This window comes from Desulfonispora thiosulfatigenes DSM 11270 (assembly GCF_900176035.1).
Classification (GTDB): Bacteria; Bacillota; Peptococcia; order Peptococcales; family Desulfonisporaceae; genus Desulfonispora; species Desulfonispora thiosulfatigenes.
Genome location: NZ_FWWT01000023.1, coordinates 1 through 19,867, shown reverse-complemented (window position 1 = coordinate 19,867; position 19,867 = coordinate 1). Strand labels below are relative to the sequence as shown.

The following is a 19,867-nucleotide window of genomic DNA, read 5'->3' as shown; positions in this document are numbered from 1 at the left end:
ATTGATGATTAAAATAACGTTGCCAGACAATTCTGTGAGAGAATACGAAAATACAGAAATTACTCCTTTAGATATCGCAAATAGCATTAGTAGAGGTCTTGCAAAAAAGGCTGTAGGAGCTAAGGTTAATGATGTAGTGGTAGGACTTGATTATGTTATAAAAGAAGATGCACAAGTAGCAATTTTAACATTTGATGATTTAGAGGGACAACATGTATTTAGACATAGTTCTTCTCATATTTTAGCACAAGCTGTAAAAAACTTATTTCCTGGAACAATATTAGGGATAGGTCCTTCAATAAAAGATGGGTTTTATTATGATTTTGACTCTGAACATAAATTCACTCCTTTAGACTTAGAAAAAATAGAAGTTGAGATGAATCGAATTATTAAAGAAAACAAACCTTTTGTTCGAAAAGAATTATCAAGAGATGAAGCAATAACTTTTTTTGCAGACAAAAATGAACCATATAAAGTTGAGTTAATAAATGATTTACCTGAAGATGCAATTATTTCTATTTATGAGCAAGGTGATTTTGTAGATCTTTGTGCAGGTCCTCATGTTGCTACAACGGGAGTAATAAAAGCACCTAAATTATTAAGTTTAGCAGGGGCATATTGGAAGGGTAGCGAAAAGAATAAAATGCTACAAAGAATATATGGAACTTCGTTCCCTAAAAAAACTGACTTAGAAGAACATCTTTTCCGCATAGAAGAAGCTAAGCGTCGTGATCATCGTAAATTAGGACAAGAATTAGGCTTATTTACCATAATGGATGAAGGTCCTGGTTTCCCATTTTTCTATCCTAAAGGCATGGTGCTTAGAAACGAATTAGAAAATTATTGGCGTGAACTTCATAAAAAGAATGGCTATGATGAAATAAAATCTCCTATTATTTTAAACAGAGAATTATGGGAACGTTCTGGGCACTGGGATCATTATAAAGATAATATGTATTTTACAGAAATTGATAAAAACGATTTTTCTATTAAACCGATGAATTGCCCAGGTGGTATGCTTGTCTACAACAGTATGCTTCACAGCTATCGTGACTTACCAATAAGATTAGCAGAACTAGGTTTAGTTCATAGACATGAGTTATCAGGAGCTTTACATGGCTTAATGAGAGTAAGAGCTTTTACTCAAGATGATGCTCATATTTTCATGCTTCCTAGTCAAATTAAAGAAGAGATTAAGTCTGTAATGAATTTAATAGATGAAGTATATAAGTTATTTGGTTTTGATTATCATGTAGAATTATCTACAAAGCCAGAAAAAGCTTTAGGATCTGATGAAATTTGGGAAAAAGCAATTAGTGCTTTAGAAGAAGCCTTAAAAGAAAACGATAGGGAATATATTGTTAATGAAGGTGATGGAGCTTTTTATGGTCCTAAAATTGACTTTCATCTAACAGATTCATTAGGACGTACATGGCAGTGCGGTACAATACAACTAGATTTTCAAATGCCAGAAAAATTCGATTTAACTTATATTGGTGAAGATGGGGAAAAACACCGTCCTGTAATGATTCATCGTGTGGTGTTTGGTAGTATTGAACGTTTTATTGGAATTTTAACAGAACACTATGCTGGGGCATTCCCACTTTGGCTTTCTCCAGTTCAAGTTAAAATATTACCTATTAGCGAAAAGCAAATTTCATATTGTAAAGAGTTAGAAAAAGAATTAAAAAATGCAAATATTAGGGTAGAAGTTGATACTAGAAATGAAAAAATAGGCTATAAAATAAGAGAAGCACAACTTCAAAAAACACCTTATATGCTAATAATAGGTAATCGTGAAGAAGAAAGTAATACAGTGGGACTTCGAAAGCGTGGCGAAGGTGATTTAGGTTCAGTTTCTTTCCAAGAATTCAAAGAAAAAGTGATTAGTGAAGTAAATGAAAAAAATAATTGACTTTAACTATACTGTTATGTTAGTATAAATATGTTATTGTGATGAAAAAAAAGTTAAAGAAGAAGCCGTCCGCTTCTCACCTTATGGCTCAAGCTTATAGGGTTAAACATAATGCATTTACTATGCTTTTTATGCTTGCTTTGCGGATGGATTTTTCCATCCGCTTTATTTATTTTGGAGGTGACAAGTATTAGTAAAGATTTAAGGATTAATGAAGAAATTCGTGTTAAAGAAATAAGACTCGTTGACGAACAAGGTGGTCAGTTAGGAATAATGTCTCCAAAAGAAGCTATTGATATTGCTACTGAAAAGGGATTGGATGTAGTAGAAGTAGCACCTACAGGAAGACCCCCTGTTTGTAGAATAATGGATTATGGTAAATACAAGTATGAACAAAGTAAAAAAGAACGAGAAGCACGCAAAAATCAAAAAATCATTAACATAAAAGAAGTTAAATTAAGACCTAACATAGAAGATCATGATTTTATGACTAAAACAAAAAATGCTATTCGTTTTCTAAAAGACGGGGATAAAGTTAAAGTAACTATTATGTTTAGAGGTAGAGAAATAACTCACCCTGAATTAGGAAAACAATTATGTCTTCGTTTAGCTGACCATGTTAAAGATATAGCAAAAGTAGAAAAAGTTCCTAAAGTTGAAGGTAGAAACATGACAATGGTTTTAACACCGATTAGTGAGCAGCAATAGAGAGGGGGAGTTATCGTGCCTAAAATGAAAACACATAGAGGTGCAGCAAAACGTTTTGGTAAAACAGGTACTGGTAAAATTAAAAGAAATAAAGCTTTCAAAAGCCATATCTTAGAAAAAAAATCAACTAAAAGAAAACGTAAACTTCGTAAATCAGCTATCATGTTTAAAGGTGATGCTAAAAGAATTCAACAATTAATTCCTTACAAATAGGAGACACAAGGAGGTATGAACAATGGCAAGAATTAAAAGAGGTGTTAATTCACGTCGTAAACATAAAAAAATATTAAAAATGGCTAAAGGTTACCGTGGTTCAAGATCTAAAATTTTCAGAGTAGCTAACCAAGCTGTTATGAGATCTTTAATGTTTGCATATATTCATAGAAAGGCTCGTAAAAGAGACTTCCGTAGATTATGGATTACACGTATTAATGCTGCAGCTAGATTAAATGGTATTTCTTATAGCCGTTTAATCAATGGTCTTAAAAAGGCTAATATCGAAATTAACCGCAAAATGCTATCAGATTTAGCTATTAGCGATCCAAGTGCTTTTACTAAATTAGCTGAAGTAGCAAAAAATAACTAATATATCAAGCAGACCAATTGGTCTGCTTTTGTACATGTACTTAGTTTTAAGGATAGGTAGGGAATTTATAAGTGGATATTATTAATTCTGAACAAAATCACTGGATTAAAAAACTTAAAGCCTTACATAAAAGAAAATATAGACAAGAGCTTAATCAGTTTGTTATTGAAGGATTTAGATTTTGTGAAGAAGCCTTAAAAAGTCAAGCTAATATAGAGTGTTTATTAGTGAGCGATGAACTATTAGATAATGATAGCATTAAAAATTTGTTACTAATGTATGAAAAAGAATATTTCGTAGTAAATAATAAATTATTAGCTAAAAACTTATTTACAGTAAATCCACAAGGTATAGCAGCAATAATAAATAAACCACAGTGGGACATAAAGGAAGTTTATGAAAAGGAACTAATACTTATAATTGATGGTGTGCAGGATCCAGGTAATTTAGGAACCATTTTTAGGACAGCCTTGGGTGCTGGGGTAGGCGCAATATTTTGCATTAAAGGCACAGTTGATATTTATAATGAGAAAACTTTACGATCAACGATGGGTGCTATTTTTTCTTTGCCTATTTTTTATATTGAAAATCCCACGCAATTATCTGATAAATTAAAAAATGAACAATTTACTGTAGTAGTAGCTGATATAAATGGTACAGAAGAACATTTTAGTTATAATTATCCTAAAAAGGTTGCAGTGGTATTAGGAAATGAAGCTAATGGGCCTCTGAATTTTAAAAAAGGTGATATTACAATTTCTATTCCCTTAGATCCTAAGGCGGAATCATTAAATGTTGCCGTAGCTGCAGGAATAATTATATACGAAATTGTACGTCAACATAGGTAATTATTTGGATTTATAGATTTTTTATGGTATAATTTTTGGGGTGGTACTACGGATTATAACTTTCCGTCCCGGTGTGGACAGAAAGTTTTTTTTATAAATATTTTGAATGGACACAAAAGGGAGGTATAAAGGTGAGGCAAGAATTAGAAAAAATTAAAGCTGAAGCAGCAAATAACTTAAAAATGGCAGAATGCGTTGATAATTTAAATAATTTAAAAGTAAAATACTTAGGAAAAAAAGGTGAGTTAACAAGTGTTTTACGAGGAATGGGAAAATTATCTGAAGAAGAAAGACCAATAATTGGTCAGTTAGCTAATGAAATCAGAGATGAGTTAAATCTTATCTTAGATAAGCAACTAAAAGTATTAAAAGAAAATGAATTAAATACTAAATTAGCAGAAGAAACTATAGATGTTACTTTAACGGGAAAAGATTTTGCCTTTGGCAGTAAGCACCCTATAACTAAAGTTATCGATGAAACTAAGCAAATTTTTATGGGGCTGGGCTTTGAGATAGCCGAAGGACCTGAAATTGAAACTGATTACTATAATTTTGAGGCTCTGAATCTACCTAAAGATCATCCTGCTAGAGATATGCAAGATTCTTTTTATATAACACCAGATGTTTTACTGCGGACACACACATCACCTGTACAGGTTAGAACAATGAATAAAAAGGCACCTGCCATACCACTTAAAATTATTTGTCCTGGTAAGGTTTATAGAAAAGATGATGATGCTACTCATTCACCGATGTTTCATCAAATCGAAGGTTTAGTAATTGATAAAAACATCAAAATGAGTGATTTAAAAGGTGTTTTATTAAATTTTGCTAGGCAAATGTTTGGCACTGAAAGAGAAATCAGATTAAGACCAAGTTTCTTTCCTTTTACAGAACCAAGTGCAGAAGTAGATATATCTTGTGGACTATGTGAAGGAAAAGGCTGTAGAGCTTGTTCTCATACAGGTTGGTTAGAAATATTAGGTTCAGGAATGGTACATCCTAATGTACTTAAATTTGGGGGTTATGACCCAAATGAAGTAACTGGTTTTGCCTTTGGTATGGGAGTAGAACGGATTGCTATGCTTAAATATGGCATTAATGATTTAAGGTTAATGTATGAAAATGATATAAGATTTTTACGTCAGTTTTAGGAGGTAAGAAAATGAATATTTCTTTTAATTGGTTAAAAGATTACATAGATATAGATTTAACCCCTGAAGAATTAGCTAAAGAACTAACTGCTAGGGGAATTGCTATAGATAAAGTACAGAATTTAAACAAAGGAATTACAAGTGTAGTGGTAGCTAAGGTAGTTAATGCAAGTAAGCACCCAGATGCTGATAAGTTAAAGGTCTGCGAAGTTACTACCGATGGAACAAACTCTTTTCAAGTAGTTTGTGGTGCTCCGAATGTTGATGCCGGACAAAAGATACCATTTGCGATGGTAGGGGCAAAATTACCAGGAGATTTTAAAATTAAAAAAGCAAAACTAAGAGGAGTAGAATCATTAGGAATGATTTGCTCAGCTAAAGAATTAGGATTAAATGAAGATTTTTTAACGCCTGAGCAAAAAGAAGGTATCTTAGTTCTTGATGAAAATGCACCTTTAGGTAAAAGTATAGTTGAAGTATTAAATATAGAGGACTCAATTTTAGAACTTGATTTAACACCAAATCGTTCAGATTGTTTAAGCGTTATAAATGTTGCTCGTGAAATATCTGTAATTGTAGGTAAGGAAATTAACTTTCCTAACTGTAATTTAAATGAAATAGATAAACAAATTGAAGAATTTATAGATATTGAGATACAAGATGCTGATTTATGCCCACGATATTCTGCAAGAGTAATTGAAAATGTACAAATAAAGCCTTCACCTCTTTGGTTACAACATAAGTTAAATTGTGCTGGGATCAGGGCTATCAATAATGTGGTTGATATTACAAACTTTGTAATGTTAGAAATGGGACAACCACTTCATGCTTTTGATTATGATTTATTAAAACAGAAGAAAATTGTTGTTAGAAAAGCCAGTGATAAAGAAAATATGACCACTTTAGATGAATTAGAAAGACAGTTAGATGAAAGTATGCTTGTAATTACTGACTCTCTGAAACCTATTGCGTTAGCTGGTGTTATGGGTGGAGCAAGTACGGAAGTTTCATCTAATACCAAGACAATTTTGCTTGAGTCTGCTTATTTTAATCCACAAAGTGTCCGAAAGACATCTACTAAATTAGGTCTTCGCTCAGAGTCATCTATGCGTTTTGAAAAAGGTATCAATATTGAAACAGTAATTATGGCTTTAGATAGAGCAGCTAGTCTCATCGAGAGTTTAGCTGAAGGTAAAGTACTAAAAGGTCATGTTGATAAGTATGTACAGCCTAAGAATAGGACAAATGTTAACTTAAAATTACGAAAGGTAAATGATTGTTTAGGAACTGATTTAAGTAATGACACAATTAAAGAAATTCTACAAAGTCTACAGTTTACTATTTTAAATGAAGATGAATCTTCTATTAATATTGAAGTTCCTCCTTATAGACCGGATGTTACGATTGAAGAAGACTTAATTGAAGAAATAGCTAGGATATATGGATATGATAATATTCCAGTTACACTTCCTTATGGAAACACAAATTTAGGATGTAAGACTAAAGATCAGAAATTTAGAGATAGTATAATAGAGAATCTAGAATCAATAGGATTGAACGAAATAATTAACTTTAGTTTTATAAATAAAAACAATTTAGATAAAATTCTTTTACAAGAAAATGATGTAAGAAGAGAAGTTGTAACCGTAATGAATCCTTTATCAGAAGAACAAGGAGTTATGCGCACAACACTATTACCTAGTTTATTAGAAACTATGCGTAAAAATGTAAATAGGCGTAATGAAAGTTTAGGTTTATTTGAATTAGGAAAGGTATATTTACCTAAAGGTTTTCCAGAAAACAATCAGTTACCTGATGAAGAATGGGTGTTAGGAATAGCACTAAGAGGTAAGCAGACATCATATTGGCAAGAAAAGGGCAGCGAAGTAGATTTTTATTATTTAAAAGGTATAGTAGAATATTTACTGAAAAAGTTAAATATAGAATCTGCTATATTTAAAGCTGTTAAAGATAATGAGAGTTATCATCCTGGAAAAACAGCTAACATTTATGTCCAGGATCAATTAATCGGTGTACTTGGGGAAATTCATCCTAAAGTAAGTGAAAATTTTGATTTACCTGCAAGAAATTATATTGCTGAAATAAATGTAGAAAAATTAATGCAAATAGATTCAAATGTAATTAAATACGAGAGTTTACCAAAATACCCAGGAACTACAAGAGACCTTGCAATAGTTTTAAGCGAAGAAATTGAAGCATATGAAGTTATGGAAAACATTAAAGTAATGGGCGGAGAATTATTACGTGATGTAAAACTATTTGATTTGTATCAAGGAAATCAAATTGCCGATAAATATAAAAGTTTAGCTTTCTCTTTAATTTTCCAGGCTCATGATCGGACTTTAGTTGATGAGGAAATAAATAGTATTTATGAAAAAATTCAAAAAAGCTTAGAACAAAAGTTTAATGCTAGCCTTAGAGCTTAGAAAAGAAAAACTTTATTAATAAAATTTATTGCAGGAATTTATAAAAAGGTAACGAATAATTAATAGGCGATAAAGGAGGTGTCACCTTGTACGAAGGTTCAAATAAAAAAAGAGTTAAGGTTGAGATTTTTGGTGATATCTATACAATTAAAGGTGATACACATGAAAGGCAAATGCAATTAGTCGCTGAATATGTGGATCGTAAAATGCAATATGTAGCTCAAAGAACCCCAAGCCTATCATTAAAGCAAGTTGCTGTTTTAGCCGCATTAAATATTGCAGATGAACTTTTTACTTTTAAAAATGATTATGATAAGTTAGTGCAAATACTCGAAGAAGATAATAAATAGTATAAATGGTTACATAAAAACCTGGCCGATTTAAGCCAGGTTTTCCATTGTAAAATATATAAAAAAGGGCATAACTAGTAAGAAGGAGGTTTTGTTATGAATATAAAAGATATATATCATTTATTAATAGAAAAAGGTAAAAGTGTAGATCCAAGAGGTAATAATATTGAAAAGTTACTTCAAGAAGAAACACAAAAATATAATAGCTTAACAGAAAAAGAAAAAATGTATTTTGATCAAGAAAAATTATTTAATCCATATAGCGATACAAGGATTTTATTTGGCGATGAAAATAAAGAAATAAAAACAGTTTTAGCTGGTATAGATATAGAAACTAGTGAGATGATTTTAGCTGATAGACTAAATGAAAAAGGTGCTAATATAGATTTAATTATTGCTCATCATCCAGAAGGTAAAGCTTTAGCAAATTTAAACGAAGTTATGAATATTCAAGAAGATCTATTATGTAAACTAGGGATACCTATTAATGTTGCAGAAGGTATTTTAGATTCTAGAATTAGTGAAGTAAAAAGATCTTTACTTCCTCTTAATCATAATCGTACGATAGATGCTGCCAAATTATTAAATATTCCTTTAATGTGCTGTCATACACCTGCAGATAATTTAGTACAAGCTTATTTAGAAAATATATTTGCAAAAGAAAACCCTGAAATATTAGAAGATGTAATTAATGTATTACTAAGTATTAAGGAATACCAGGAAGCAAAATATATGGGAATAGGTCCTGAAATTATAGTAGGCAGCGAAAAACGAAAAGTAGGCAAAATTTTGGTAGATATGACAGGTGGTACAAGTGGTCCGGATAATGTATATGAAAAGTTATCACTTGCAGGAGTTGGTACAATTGTCAGTATGCATATGGGTGACAAACATAAAAAAGAAGCTGAAAAATATCATATTAATGTTATAATTGCAGGACATATGGCCAGTGATTCACTTGGCATGAACTTAATATTAGATGAGATTGAAAAATGTGGAGTAAATATTATTCCGTGTTCTGGCTTAATGCGAATTAAGCGATAATTGGAGGAATACTTAATGGGAAAAATAGAACTTTTAGCTCCAGCTGGGAGTTTAGATTCATTAAAAGCAGCTATCGAAAATGGTGCAAACGCAGTTTATCTAGGGGGAAAGTCATTCAACGCTAGACAAAGTGCAAATAATTTTGACCAACAAGAACTAGAAAAAGCAGTAGAATTTGCTCATGAACGAGATGTAAAAATCTATGTAACTTTAAATACATTACTTGCAAACGAAGAAATAAATGAATTTATTGATTATATATATGAATTAGTGAAAGCACAAGTAGATGCTTTTATTGTTCAAGATTTAGGTGTAGCTAGTTTAATAAAACAAGTATTACCCGATTTTCCTTTGCATGCAAGCACCCAAATGACAGTGCATAATTCAAAAGGTGTAAATTATATGGAAAACTTAGGATTTAAACGAGTTGTATTAGCTAGAGAAGTATCATTAGAAAATATAAAGTTAATTAAACAAAATAGCCACATTGAAATAGAAACATTTGTACATGGCGCTTTATGTGTGGCGTACTCTGGTCAGTGTTTAATGAGCAGTTTAATTGGTGGGCGAAGTGGTAATCGAGGAAAGTGTGCTCAGCCCTGTAGACTTAAATATAGCTTAATAGATAGAAATAAAAATTTAGTAATAGATACTAATGATTCAGGAGAGCATTTATTAAGCACAAAAGATATTAAAACAATAGAGCATATACCTAAGTTAATCGAAGCTGGAATAAATTCTTTTAAAATAGAAGGTAGAATGAAAAGACCAGAGTATGTAGCAATAGTGATTAAAAACTATCGTAAAGCTTTAGATAATTATTATGAAGGACTAAATGAATTTAGAGTTGAGGAAAAACAAGAAAAGGAATTAGAACAAATATTTAATCGTGAATTTACATCTGCCTATTATTTTGGTAATGAAGGTAAAAATTTAATGAGTTTAAAAAGACCTAATAATAGAGGATTATTAATAGGGAGAATTACTCAAGTTAATAATGAAAGAGTGCAAATAAAACTTAAGGAATCCTTAAATGTAGGCGATGGCTATGAAATATGGGTAACTAAAGGTGGCAGGATAGCCAGTAAAGTAAACGAAATATATTATAATGGAAATAAGATACTTAAGGCAGTTAGTGGTCAAGAGATTGAAATAATAATTAAACAAGGAATTCCTAGGGTTGGAGACAGGGTTTTTAAAACCTTTGACGTAGAGTTAATGAAGGAAGCTACGGAAAGCTATTCATCTAATAGAGAAATACGTAAGATTAGTTTATATTTAGATATTAATATATCAGAAGGTAAGGTTATGGAAGTTAGTGCAAGTGATGAAGAAGGATATCATGTATTTACAAGAGGAGAGTATTTAGCGCAAAAGGCTATTAAAATTCCTGTTACTAGAGATTTGCTTTTTAAACAATTTGAAAGGTTAGGTAATACACCTTTTGAACTTGCTAGTTTAGATGTAAATATTGATGGAGATTTAATGGTACCTATAAGTGAAATGAATAAAATAAGAAGAGAAATAGTAGATAATTTATTAAGTCAAAGAAATAATAAATATAAAAAAGAAATACTTCCTTACAATGATTACGAAGAAAGAGTAAATAATTTAATTTCTAGTATACCACCGCAAGAAGTTAAATATGATAAGACTAAGCTTTCTATTGTAGTGAGTAATTCCGCTTCTGTAAAGGCTGCAGTAGATGAAGAAGTAGATCAAGTTTATTTTAATTGGTACGGATTAAAAAATCATGAAACCTTTAGCTTTAAAAACTTACAACATGACATAGATTATTGCCATAAAAAAAGAATTAAGGCTATTTTAAGATTGCCTACCTATATACATGAAAAAGATTTTAATGATTTTGCCGAAGTGGTAGCAAAACTTAAAAAATATCAATTCGATGGCGTTCTCGTAGGTAATATGGGAGTTTTACAACTAGTTAAAGAACAAGAATGGGAGAATATTTTAGCAGATTATACTTTAAATATTTTTAATGATTTAACAATTAAGCATTTATTAGAAAGCGAAGTTGTGCAGATAACGCTTTCGCCAGAGCTTACTTTAGGACAAATTAATAACTTTGCTTATAAAGGTAATATGCCACTGGAAGCTATAGTGCATGGTAATTTTCCATTAATGACAAGCGAATATTGTGTGGTAGGAGCTATTAAAGGAAATAAAACAAGTACTAATTTTTGTAGTAATGCTTGTAATAAAGGAAATTTTGGCTTAAAGGATAGAATGAATTTCATTTTTCCCGTTGAGATGGATGATAAATGTCGTATGATAGTTTATAATTCTAAACCTCTTAGTTTATATAAAGATATAAAAAGTTTACTTTCATCTGGCATTGATGTCTTTAGAATAGAAGCTTTAAAAGAAAGTCCAGAATGGATTAGAAAAGTAACCAAAATTTATAGAGAAACTATTAATGAGTGGACTAAAAATAAAGGAAAATTCGAAGTTAAAGATAAAAATATTTCTGAGCTTAGCAAGTTAGAACCAGAGGGGTATACATCAGGACATTATTTTAGAGGAGTTTTATAGAAATAAATTTAACAAAAGGGTGACGTAAATGAATAAATTTACAATCCAAAAATTAGAACTAGACAAAATTATTAGTATGTTAGTAAAAGAGTGTAGTTCTTCTTTAGGTAGAGAACTAGTGAATAATTTAGAGCCTATTGCTGATTATGAAACATTGATAATATGGCAAAAGGAAACAACCGAAGGCGTAAATATTAGAAGATTTGAACCTATAATTCCCTTAGGAGGAATTATAGATATAAAAAATTTGATTAGAAAGGCTAAAATTGGTGGAATCTTAGAACCTGAAGAGTTTTTAAAAATTTATGATACCTTATTAGCCAGTCGCAAATTGAAAAAATTTTTAGGAGAAAGAAAAAAACAATATAGTACTCCACGTATGCAGTGGTGGGCTGAGCAGCTCACAGTATTAACTGATGTTGAACAAGAAATTCAAAATACCATAGCTAATGATGGAAAAGTTCTAGATAATGCTTCAATTGCTCTTAATCAAATACGTAAAAAAATTGTAACCTTACAAAACAGAATCAAAGAAAAACTTGATAATTTAGTTAGATCAGAAAGAAGTCAAAAATATCTACAAGAAGCAATTGTAACAATAAGAGATGAACGCTATGTAGTACCAGTGAAACAGGAGTATAGAAATAAAATACCAGGTATAGTACATGATCAATCTTCAAGTGGAGCAACATTATTTATCGAACCTATGAGTATTTTATCTTTAAACAATGATTTAAAAAAGTATAGCCTGGAAGAAAAAGAAGAAATAACAAAAATACTCAAAGAATTAACTGAAAAAATTAATGAGTACGTAGAAGAATTAGAAACTAATCAAGAAGTTTTAGCACATATTGATTTTACTTTTGCTAAAGCAAGGTTTAGTGAAAAAATAAATGCTATAGAGCCTAAAATTGTGACAGAAAAACAAATATCGATAATAAAAGGACGTCATCCATTAATTTCTAAGGATGAAGTAGTCCCATTAACAATTACATTAGGTGAAGAATTTGATTTATTAGTTATAACAGGTCCAAATACTGGGGGGAAAACAGTAACCTTAAAAACTGTAGGATTATTTGTTTTAATGGCTCAATGTGGTCTTCATATCCCAGCCGATAATGGTAGTGTAATTGGTATTTTTCCTAAAATATATGCAGACATAGGTGATGAGCAAAGTATTGAGCAATCATTAAGTACATTTTCTTCTCATATGACTAATATTATCAATATATTAGAAAAAGCAGATGAAGATTCATTAATCTTTTTTGATGAACTAGGTGCAGGTACTGATCCTTCTGAAGGTGCAGCTTTAGCAATATCTATTTTAGAGACAATTCTCAAAAGTAGAGCGAGATCAATAGCGACTACACATTATAGTGAGTTAAAAACTTTTGCTTTTAAAGAAGAAAGGGTTCAAAACGCAAGTGTTGAATTTGATATAAAAACTTTAAGGCCAACCTATCGTTTATTAATTGGAGTCCCGGGAAAAAGTAATGCTTTTGATATTGCCCAAAAATTAGGCTTACCTCAGTATATAGTAGACAAGGGTCGAAAACTTATTAGTGAAAATGAAAAAGATGCTGCAAAATTAATTCAATCTTTGGAAATAAATAAATTACAAAGTGAGCTTAATACAAAAGAATCGGAAGAAAAACTGCAAGAAATTAAATCAAAATTAGCACAAATAGAAGAAGAACAACTAACTATAAAAACAAAAGAAGAAGATATAGTACGAAAAGCAGAAGAAAAAGCTTTAGAAATTATTAAAGAAGCTAGAAAAGAAAGTGAAGCGATAATTAAAGAAATTAGATCCGTAGCAAAAGAAGAATTTTTAAAAGCTGATAATAAAGCTATCGAATTAAAGAAAAGATTAGAATCAAAGGAAAATAATTTAACGGGTAATATGCTTAAAGGACCAAAGGTAGCTGGAAAAATACTTAAAAAGCTAGAAATAGGCGATGAAGTATTTGTACCTAAAATTAATCAAAGAGCTATAGTAGCTTCGCTTCCTAATAGTAATGATGAACTACAAGTTCAAGTGGGAGTTATGAAGGTAAATGTAAAAATAAATGAATTAACTGCTGCTACTAAAAGAGCTAAGGCAGATAAAACAGGTATTGGAAAAATGATGATTGATAAAAGTAAGACCATCAAGACTGAATTAGATTTTAGAGGAACAAGAGTAGAAGAGGCTTTAGATTTAGTTGATAAATACTTAGATGATGCCTATTTAGTAGGTCTTGCTCAAGTATCTTTAATTCATGGAAAAGGTGAGGGTATTTTACGTAATACAATTAGAGATATGCTAAAGATGCATCCACATGTTAAAACTTATCGCACAGGTGGATTTAAAGAAGGTGGAGAAGGAGTTACAATTGTTGAATTTAAAAAATGACCTGGAATAATTATTATTCCAGGTCATTTTTTTAGTCATCACCATCTTCAGCTTCATCATTGTCACTATTATTTCTTATTGTAACCTTTATCTCATTTGATAAAGGGCTTTGATTGCTATTAGCATCTTGCCCGATAACTTTATAATAGTAAGTTTTACCTGATTCTACACTAGTATCGGTAAACGAGGTATTTGATATTATGGAGCCTTTACCAATTTGAGTATCAATGCCAGCCGAGAATCCAGGAGACTCAGATTTAAAAACAAAATAAGTAATTTGATTACCTGAACCTGGTTTATTCCAACTTAATCTGACTTGAGTTTGATCTTTTATTTGATAACGAAGTTTTGGCGCTTTTAATGAAACGTTATTTCCAGGTTGTTCTGTATTATTAGAGTTAGTTCCTGAAATTTCCACTTCATTAGATGCCGGACTTTGCAGATCTGTTTCAGTATCAATTGCTATTACCCGATAATAATATTTTTCACCTTTTTTTATTGACTTATCTAGAAACTCAAGTTCACTTGAACTGTCTAAAAAGGTTTGTGAACTAGGTATAAAGTTTCTTTCGCTGGAACGATAAATTTGAAACTTTGTATTCTCCGTAGCTTTACTATAAGACCATGAAAGTTTAACAGCTGATTCATTATCTATTAAGCCACCATGAAGTCTAATTTTAGGGCCACCTTCTCCATGAATTAAACACTTTTGTTTTGGAACTTCTAGTTTTGCATCTTCAGGTGCGATACCTTTTAACTTACCAGAAAAACCACTTGTAGACCATGGTTTTTCTCTTTTTAGGAATACCTTGTCTACAGCATCTGGACAGTTATCAGTTATTAATTGTGAAGAATCAGGACAAACCGAAGCCATAACCCAAACTTTTGAGGTTTCTTTTGGAACGAATTTACGATTAAATAATTCTGATTTAATAAATTCATTAGGTGTCAAGTTACTTGGTCTCATTCCTGATTTTGTATCTATACTTGTGCTTATAATATTGGATGGTCTTGTAAACTTGCTAGTAGGTAAATCCTTATGAGCCTTTTCCATTACCTTTTTCCATATAGGTGCACAATTACCACCCCCAGAAACTCTGGACATATTATCATTTTTGTCATAACCCATCCAAACCGAACTTACTAGGTCAGGAGTATATCCAACAAACCAAACATCAACATTAAATGAAGTAGTACCAGTTTTACCTGCAACTTGTCTGCCAGGAATACTAGCATTACGTCCTGTACCACTAGTGACAACAGTCTGTAACATATCATTTATTAAGTATGCAGATTCAGGTGACATAACTATTTCTTTTTTTGATTTATTCTCCCAAATTACATTACCTTTAGAATCTTCTATACGCGTTATGCAATGAGGAGGTACATATACTCCACCGTTAGCAAAAACTCCGTAGGCAGAAGTAATTTCTAAGGGGCTAGCTCCTTTAGTAAGTCCACCTAAAGCAAGGGATAAACCCATATCATTTCTAGAACCACTTGATACTAAAGAGGAAATACCCGCTTTTTTAGCAAATTTATAACCTTCTTCTACCCCAATTTGTTGCAACATTTTAACTGCTGCAGTATTAATTGAATATTGTAAAGCTGTACGCATAGAGATAAGTCCTCGATATCTATGGTCATAGTTTTCAAAGACCTTTGTTCCTGAACTTGATTTATAAGCTTGTGGAAAATCATCAATTACAGTAGCTGGATTATATCCTTTTTCTAAAGCAGGTGCATATACTGCAAGTGGTTTAAACACCGAACCAGGTTGACGAAGTGCTTGAGTTGCTCTATTAAAATTTCTTCTTCCTGTTTGCTCTCTACCACCCATTAATCCTTTAATTTCCCCAGTTTTAGGATCTAGAACAACCATAGCCGATTGAATAAGCGATCCTTTTTTAGAGCTTGGGAAATTTTTTGAATTAGCATAAACATCTTCCATATTACTTTGAATATCTGTATCTAAGGTAGTATATATTTTATAGCCACCGGTATACAGCTTACTAGAATCATCAGCTATATCTAAATTATCAATGGCAGATTCAACAACGTGATCAATAAAAGATTGATATGCATATGATTTATCTTTAGATTTTTTCTTTTCTGCAATTTTGATTGGTTTTTCTTTTAATTTATTAGCTTCTTCTTGGGATAGTTTATTAAAATCAACCATTGCATTTAAAACAATATCTCTTCTTGTTTTAGCATTTTCGGGATGATATAAAGGTGAATGTTTATATGGATTTTGAATTACTCCTGCAAGAAGAGCAGCCTCATCAATAGTTAAATCTTTCGCATTTTTTGCAAAGAAGTTTTTTGCGGCTGCCTCAACACCGTATGCACCATCACCAAAATATACAGTATTTAAATAAAAATTAATAATTTCGTCTTTGGTATAATCATTTTCAACTTTTAAAGAAATAACTGCCTCTTGAATTTTTCTTTTAAGCGTTTTATCTTTTGGATCTAACATAGATACTTTTACTAATTGTTGGGTTAAGGTACTACCCCCTTGAGCAGTATGTCCTTTTTTTATATTAGCAACAGCAGCACCAGCAATTCTAAAGGGATCTATACCAATATGTTTGTAAAAACGCTGATCCTCTATTGCTAGCAACGCATTAACCATATTTGGTGATATATCTTCTAATTTTACTGGATCACGGTTTTCTACACCATGAAGTTTGTCTACTAGCTTTTCATCTTTATCATATATTGATGATGAAACTGCAAATGCCTCTATATTGGAACTGTCAATACTAGGTACATTTTTCAGAGCAGCAACGACAAAGCCAATACCTGCTCCTCCAACAATAAAAGCAAGCACAAGTAAAACTATTAATATAGTTTTATAATTATTTAACTTCTTACTTTTATTTTTTCGCATAATTTTCCCTCCTTCTTTTCCACTTGAATTATTATAGCATAATAGCTAATACTATAAAACAAAGAGTAAAATTTATTGTTGTAATTTTAAAGTATATTTGATAGAATAACCAATAATTAAGCAATTAAATAAGTTCATAATGATATAAAATGATGAAAAGACTAGTAGCTTTATTTGGTTAAAAAGCAGAGAACAGACTGGTGGTGAAAAGTCTGTAACCACATAAAAGTGAATTACATCTTGGAGTTTCAGTGTGAAAGCATTGCGTTTATCTTACGATATAAAGATTAAGAGGCATATTTATGCAAATTAAGGTGGTACCACGGGCCTTCCCGTCCTTAGCGGACTGGAAGGCTCTTTTTTATATTTTTTTAGAAGGAGTGTAACTATAATGGCGCAGAATGTTTACAATACGTTATTAGAAAGAGGTTATATTGATCAATCTACACACGAAGATGAAATAATTAAACTATTAGAAAATGAATCAGTAACCTTTTATACGGGGTTTGACCCAACTGCTGATAGTTTGCATGTAGGACATTTTATTCAAATAATGGTAATGATGCATATGCAAAAGGCTGGGCATAAACCTCTTGCTTTAATTGGTGGAGGGACTGTCATGATTGGGGATCCATCAGGCAGGACAGATATGAGGCAAATGCTCAATAGAGAACAAATTAATACAAATGTTCAATCATTTAAAGAAACCTTTACAAAGTTTATTGAATTTGGAGAAGATAAAGCAGAATTAGTAGATAATGCTGATTGGTTATTAAATTTAAATTATGTAGAATTTATCAGAGATATAGGAAGACACTTTTCTGTAAATAGAATGCTAACAGCAGAGTGCTTTAAAACTCGCCTTGAAAAAGGCTTATCCTTTTTAGAATTTAACTATATGCTTATGCAATCATATGATTTTCTTGAGCTATATAATAGGTATAATTGTAAAATGCAACTAGGTGGAAGTGATCAGTGGTCTAACATTTTAGGAGGAGTAGATTTAATTAGAAGGTCTACTGGAGGATCAGCTTATGGTTTAACATTTAAACTTTTAACAACTAGCGAAGGTAAAAAAATGGGTAAAACTCAAGCTGGTGCTGTTTGGCTAGATCCAAAGAAAACATCTCCATATGACTTTTATCAGTACTGGAGAAATGTAGACGATCCTGATGTAGAAAAATGTTTATCCTTATTAACATTTATACCTATGGATGAAGTTAAAAGGCTTGCTGCTTTAGAAGGTGCGGAAATTAATAAAGCAAAAGAAATTTTAGCTTATGAAGTTACTAAATTAGTTCATGGTGAAGAAGAAGCAAAAAAAGCAGAAGAAGCTACAAAAACTTTATTTGGTTCGGGAGGAAGTTCTCAATCAATACCAAGTACGGAAGTACAAAAAGAAAGACTAAAAGAAGATTTAGAATTAACAACTCTTTTAATCGAGGCAAAACTTATTTCATCTAAAAGTGAAGGTAGAAGACTTATTCAACAAGGTGGACTTTCAAAAAATGATGTAAGGGTAACTGATTTTAATATCATATTAAATGAAGAAGATTTTATAGATAATAAAATGATGATTAAAAAGGGTAAAAAGGTATATCACCAATTTATTATTATTTAATATATTTATTCACCATTAGGCACCTCCTACATATATTGTAGTATGTTAGGAGGTGTGTATTTTGAGACGGAAATGGAGAAGTAAAAGGGATTTTAGAATGAGATTTACATTTAATGTAATTGTAATATTGCTTATGACTTCCCTTGTTTTTGTATTTATAGAAAATAAAATTAGACCAACCGTTAAAGAAATTGCTTTGTCAAAAGCAAATTTGGAGGCAACAGAAATTATTAATGAAGTTATTTATAATCAAGTGCTTGAAAATACTGAGTATAATGATTTAGTAAATATACATAAAGACAATGAAGATAAGATTACGTTTATCCAAGCAGACACAATAAAAATAAGCAAATTAATCTCTAAAGTAAGTATCGAAGTAAAAAAAGAATTAGATAATTTATCTCAACAAAACATAGAAATACCCTTTGGGCAAGCTATAGGAAGTGAACTCTTTGCAAATTCAGGACCAAAAATTAAGGTTTCGGTTTTACCTGTAGGTAAAATGAATGTTGAATTATTACAAGATTTTTATGAAGCAGGTATCAATCAAACCAGACATATTCTGTACTTAGATGTTAAAACATCGGTTAAAATTGTTATACCTTTATTATATGAGAAAGAGGTAGTAAGCGTTAAAGCACCAATAGCGGAGACTATTATAGTTGGTTCTGTACCAAATACGGTTGTTAAAGTTGAGGGTATAGATGATTTACTAAAATCTAGTTTATATAGCGGGCTACAAAATCAGACAAAATAAGGAGATAAAACTGAAATAGAAGTGTTATTTAAGACTTTAACAAGAAAAAAGTAAAATAACTATAAAATATTGTTGACATAAGTCGTAGGGAGTGATAAGATAAGTTTTGTCGCCAAGAGGGGATGTAAAACACAAGAAAAAAACAAAAGAAGAGAGAAATTCATAATTAAATGCAAAATGTTGAAACATACATGAGCATCACATCTTCTTACCAAGTTGTTCTTTGAAAATCAAACAGTTATAAAGAAACAGACCACAAGTAACAAACGGATAAATAACAAAGCCAAAAGTTGGTTTTGAGCTTGCAGGATATTAATGGAGAGTTTGATCCTGGCTCAGGACGAACGCTGGCGGCATGCCTAACACATGCAAGTCGAACGGACTTTTAGTTTTTAGTTTACTAAATACTAAAAGTTAGTGGCGGACGGGTGAGTAACGCGTGGGTAACCTGCCCATAAGTTGGGGATAACTCCGGGAAACCGGTGCTAATACCGAATAAGCTTAATTTACCGCATGGTAGATTAAGTAAAGATGGCCTCTTTACAATGCTATCGCTTATGGATGGACCCGCGTCTGATTAGCTAGTTGGTGAG

At 31.3% G+C, this 19,867-nt stretch carries 14 protein-coding genes, 1 rRNA gene and 2 other annotated features; of the genes, 14 read left to right on the top strand and 1 reads right to left on the bottom strand.

Annotated features, from left to right (window positions below; all coding sequences use genetic code 11):
- Positions 1-4: 4 nt before the first annotated feature.
- The 11 genes from thrS (at position 5) to B8965_RS11210 (ending at position 14,000) form a co-directional block, all read left to right on the top strand.
- Positions 5-1,915: a threonine--tRNA ligase gene (thrS, locus tag B8965_RS11260; protein ID WP_084054299.1), complete on the top strand. Its 1,911-nt coding sequence runs from the start codon at positions 5-7 to the stop codon at positions 1,913-1,915.
- A gap of 50 nt (positions 1,916-1,965) precedes the next feature.
- Positions 1,966-2,093: a sequence feature (ribosomal protein L20 leader region), on the top strand.
- A gap of 11 nt (positions 2,094-2,104) precedes the next feature.
- Positions 2,105-2,623, top strand: coding sequence for a translation initiation factor IF-3 (infC, locus tag B8965_RS11255; RefSeq protein ID WP_423237181.1), 519 nt, complete (start codon positions 2,105-2,107; stop codon positions 2,621-2,623).
- Between the two features lie 15 nt (positions 2,624-2,638).
- A complete protein-coding gene (rpmI, locus tag B8965_RS11250; RefSeq protein WP_084054297.1) occupies positions 2,639-2,836 on the top strand; it encodes a 50S ribosomal protein L35 in 198 nt (65 codons plus the stop codon).
- A gap of 22 nt (positions 2,837-2,858) precedes the next feature.
- A complete protein-coding gene (rplT, locus tag B8965_RS11245; RefSeq protein WP_084054296.1) occupies positions 2,859-3,209 on the top strand; it encodes a 50S ribosomal protein L20 in 351 nt (116 codons plus the stop codon).
- Between the two features lie 71 nt (positions 3,210-3,280).
- Positions 3,281-4,057 (top strand): TrmH family RNA methyltransferase, encoded by a 777-nt coding sequence (locus B8965_RS11240; protein ID WP_084054295.1) that lies wholly within the window; start codon positions 3,281-3,283, stop codon positions 4,055-4,057.
- A 131-nt stretch (positions 4,058-4,188) separates the two neighbouring features.
- Positions 4,189-5,211 carry a phenylalanine--tRNA ligase subunit alpha gene (pheS, locus tag B8965_RS11235; RefSeq protein WP_084054294.1) on the top strand — a complete coding sequence of 341 codons (1,023 nt, stop codon included), beginning with the start codon at positions 4,189-4,191 and terminating at the stop codon, positions 5,209-5,211.
- Between the two features lie 11 nt (positions 5,212-5,222).
- Positions 5,223-7,658 (top strand): phenylalanine--tRNA ligase subunit beta, encoded by a 2,436-nt coding sequence (gene pheT, locus B8965_RS11230; RefSeq protein WP_084054293.1) that lies wholly within the window; start codon positions 5,223-5,225, stop codon positions 7,656-7,658.
- An 86-nt stretch (positions 7,659-7,744) separates the two neighbouring features.
- On the top strand, positions 7,745-8,008 hold the full coding sequence (locus tag B8965_RS11225) for a cell division protein ZapA (RefSeq protein WP_084054292.1): 264 nt from the start codon (positions 7,745-7,747) through the stop codon (positions 8,006-8,008).
- 96 nt (positions 8,009-8,104) lie between these two features.
- Entirely contained in the window at positions 8,105-9,052 is a 948-nt protein-coding gene (locus tag B8965_RS11220) for a Nif3-like dinuclear metal center hexameric protein (RefSeq protein WP_084054291.1), read from the top strand.
- 15 nt (positions 9,053-9,067) lie between these two features.
- Positions 9,068-11,605 carry a U32 family peptidase gene (locus tag B8965_RS11215; RefSeq protein ID WP_084054290.1) on the top strand — a complete coding sequence of 846 codons (2,538 nt, stop codon included), beginning with the start codon at positions 9,068-9,070 and terminating at the stop codon, positions 11,603-11,605.
- A 28-nt stretch (positions 11,606-11,633) separates the two neighbouring features.
- Complete coding sequence (locus B8965_RS11210) at positions 11,634-14,000, top strand: endonuclease MutS2 (protein ID WP_084054289.1); 2,367 nt, start codon at positions 11,634-11,636, stop codon at positions 13,998-14,000.
- 31 nt (positions 14,001-14,031) lie between these two features.
- On the opposite strand, the gene B8965_RS11205 is transcribed toward B8965_RS11210, so the two are convergent.
- Entirely contained in the window at positions 14,032-16,896 is a 2,865-nt protein-coding gene (locus tag B8965_RS11205) for a PBP1A family penicillin-binding protein (RefSeq protein WP_084054288.1), read from the bottom strand.
- A gap of 143 nt (positions 16,897-17,039) precedes the next feature.
- Positions 17,040-17,239, top strand: a binding site (T-box leader).
- 48 nt (positions 17,240-17,287) lie between these two features.
- Here B8965_RS11205 and tyrS point away from each other — a divergent pair.
- The 3 genes from tyrS to B8965_RS11190 form a co-directional block, all read left to right on the top strand.
- Positions 17,288-18,517 carry a tyrosine--tRNA ligase gene (tyrS, locus tag B8965_RS11200; RefSeq protein ID WP_084054287.1) on the top strand — a complete coding sequence of 410 codons (1,230 nt, stop codon included), beginning with the start codon at positions 17,288-17,290 and terminating at the stop codon, positions 18,515-18,517.
- Between the two features lie 61 nt (positions 18,518-18,578).
- A complete protein-coding gene (gene yunB, locus B8965_RS11195) occupies positions 18,579-19,274 on the top strand; it encodes a sporulation protein YunB (RefSeq protein WP_084054286.1) in 696 nt (231 codons plus the stop codon).
- Positions 19,275-19,586: 312 nt separating this feature from the next.
- Positions 19,587-19,867: ribosomal RNA gene (locus B8965_RS11190) — 16S ribosomal RNA — on the top strand; the annotation flags it as partial.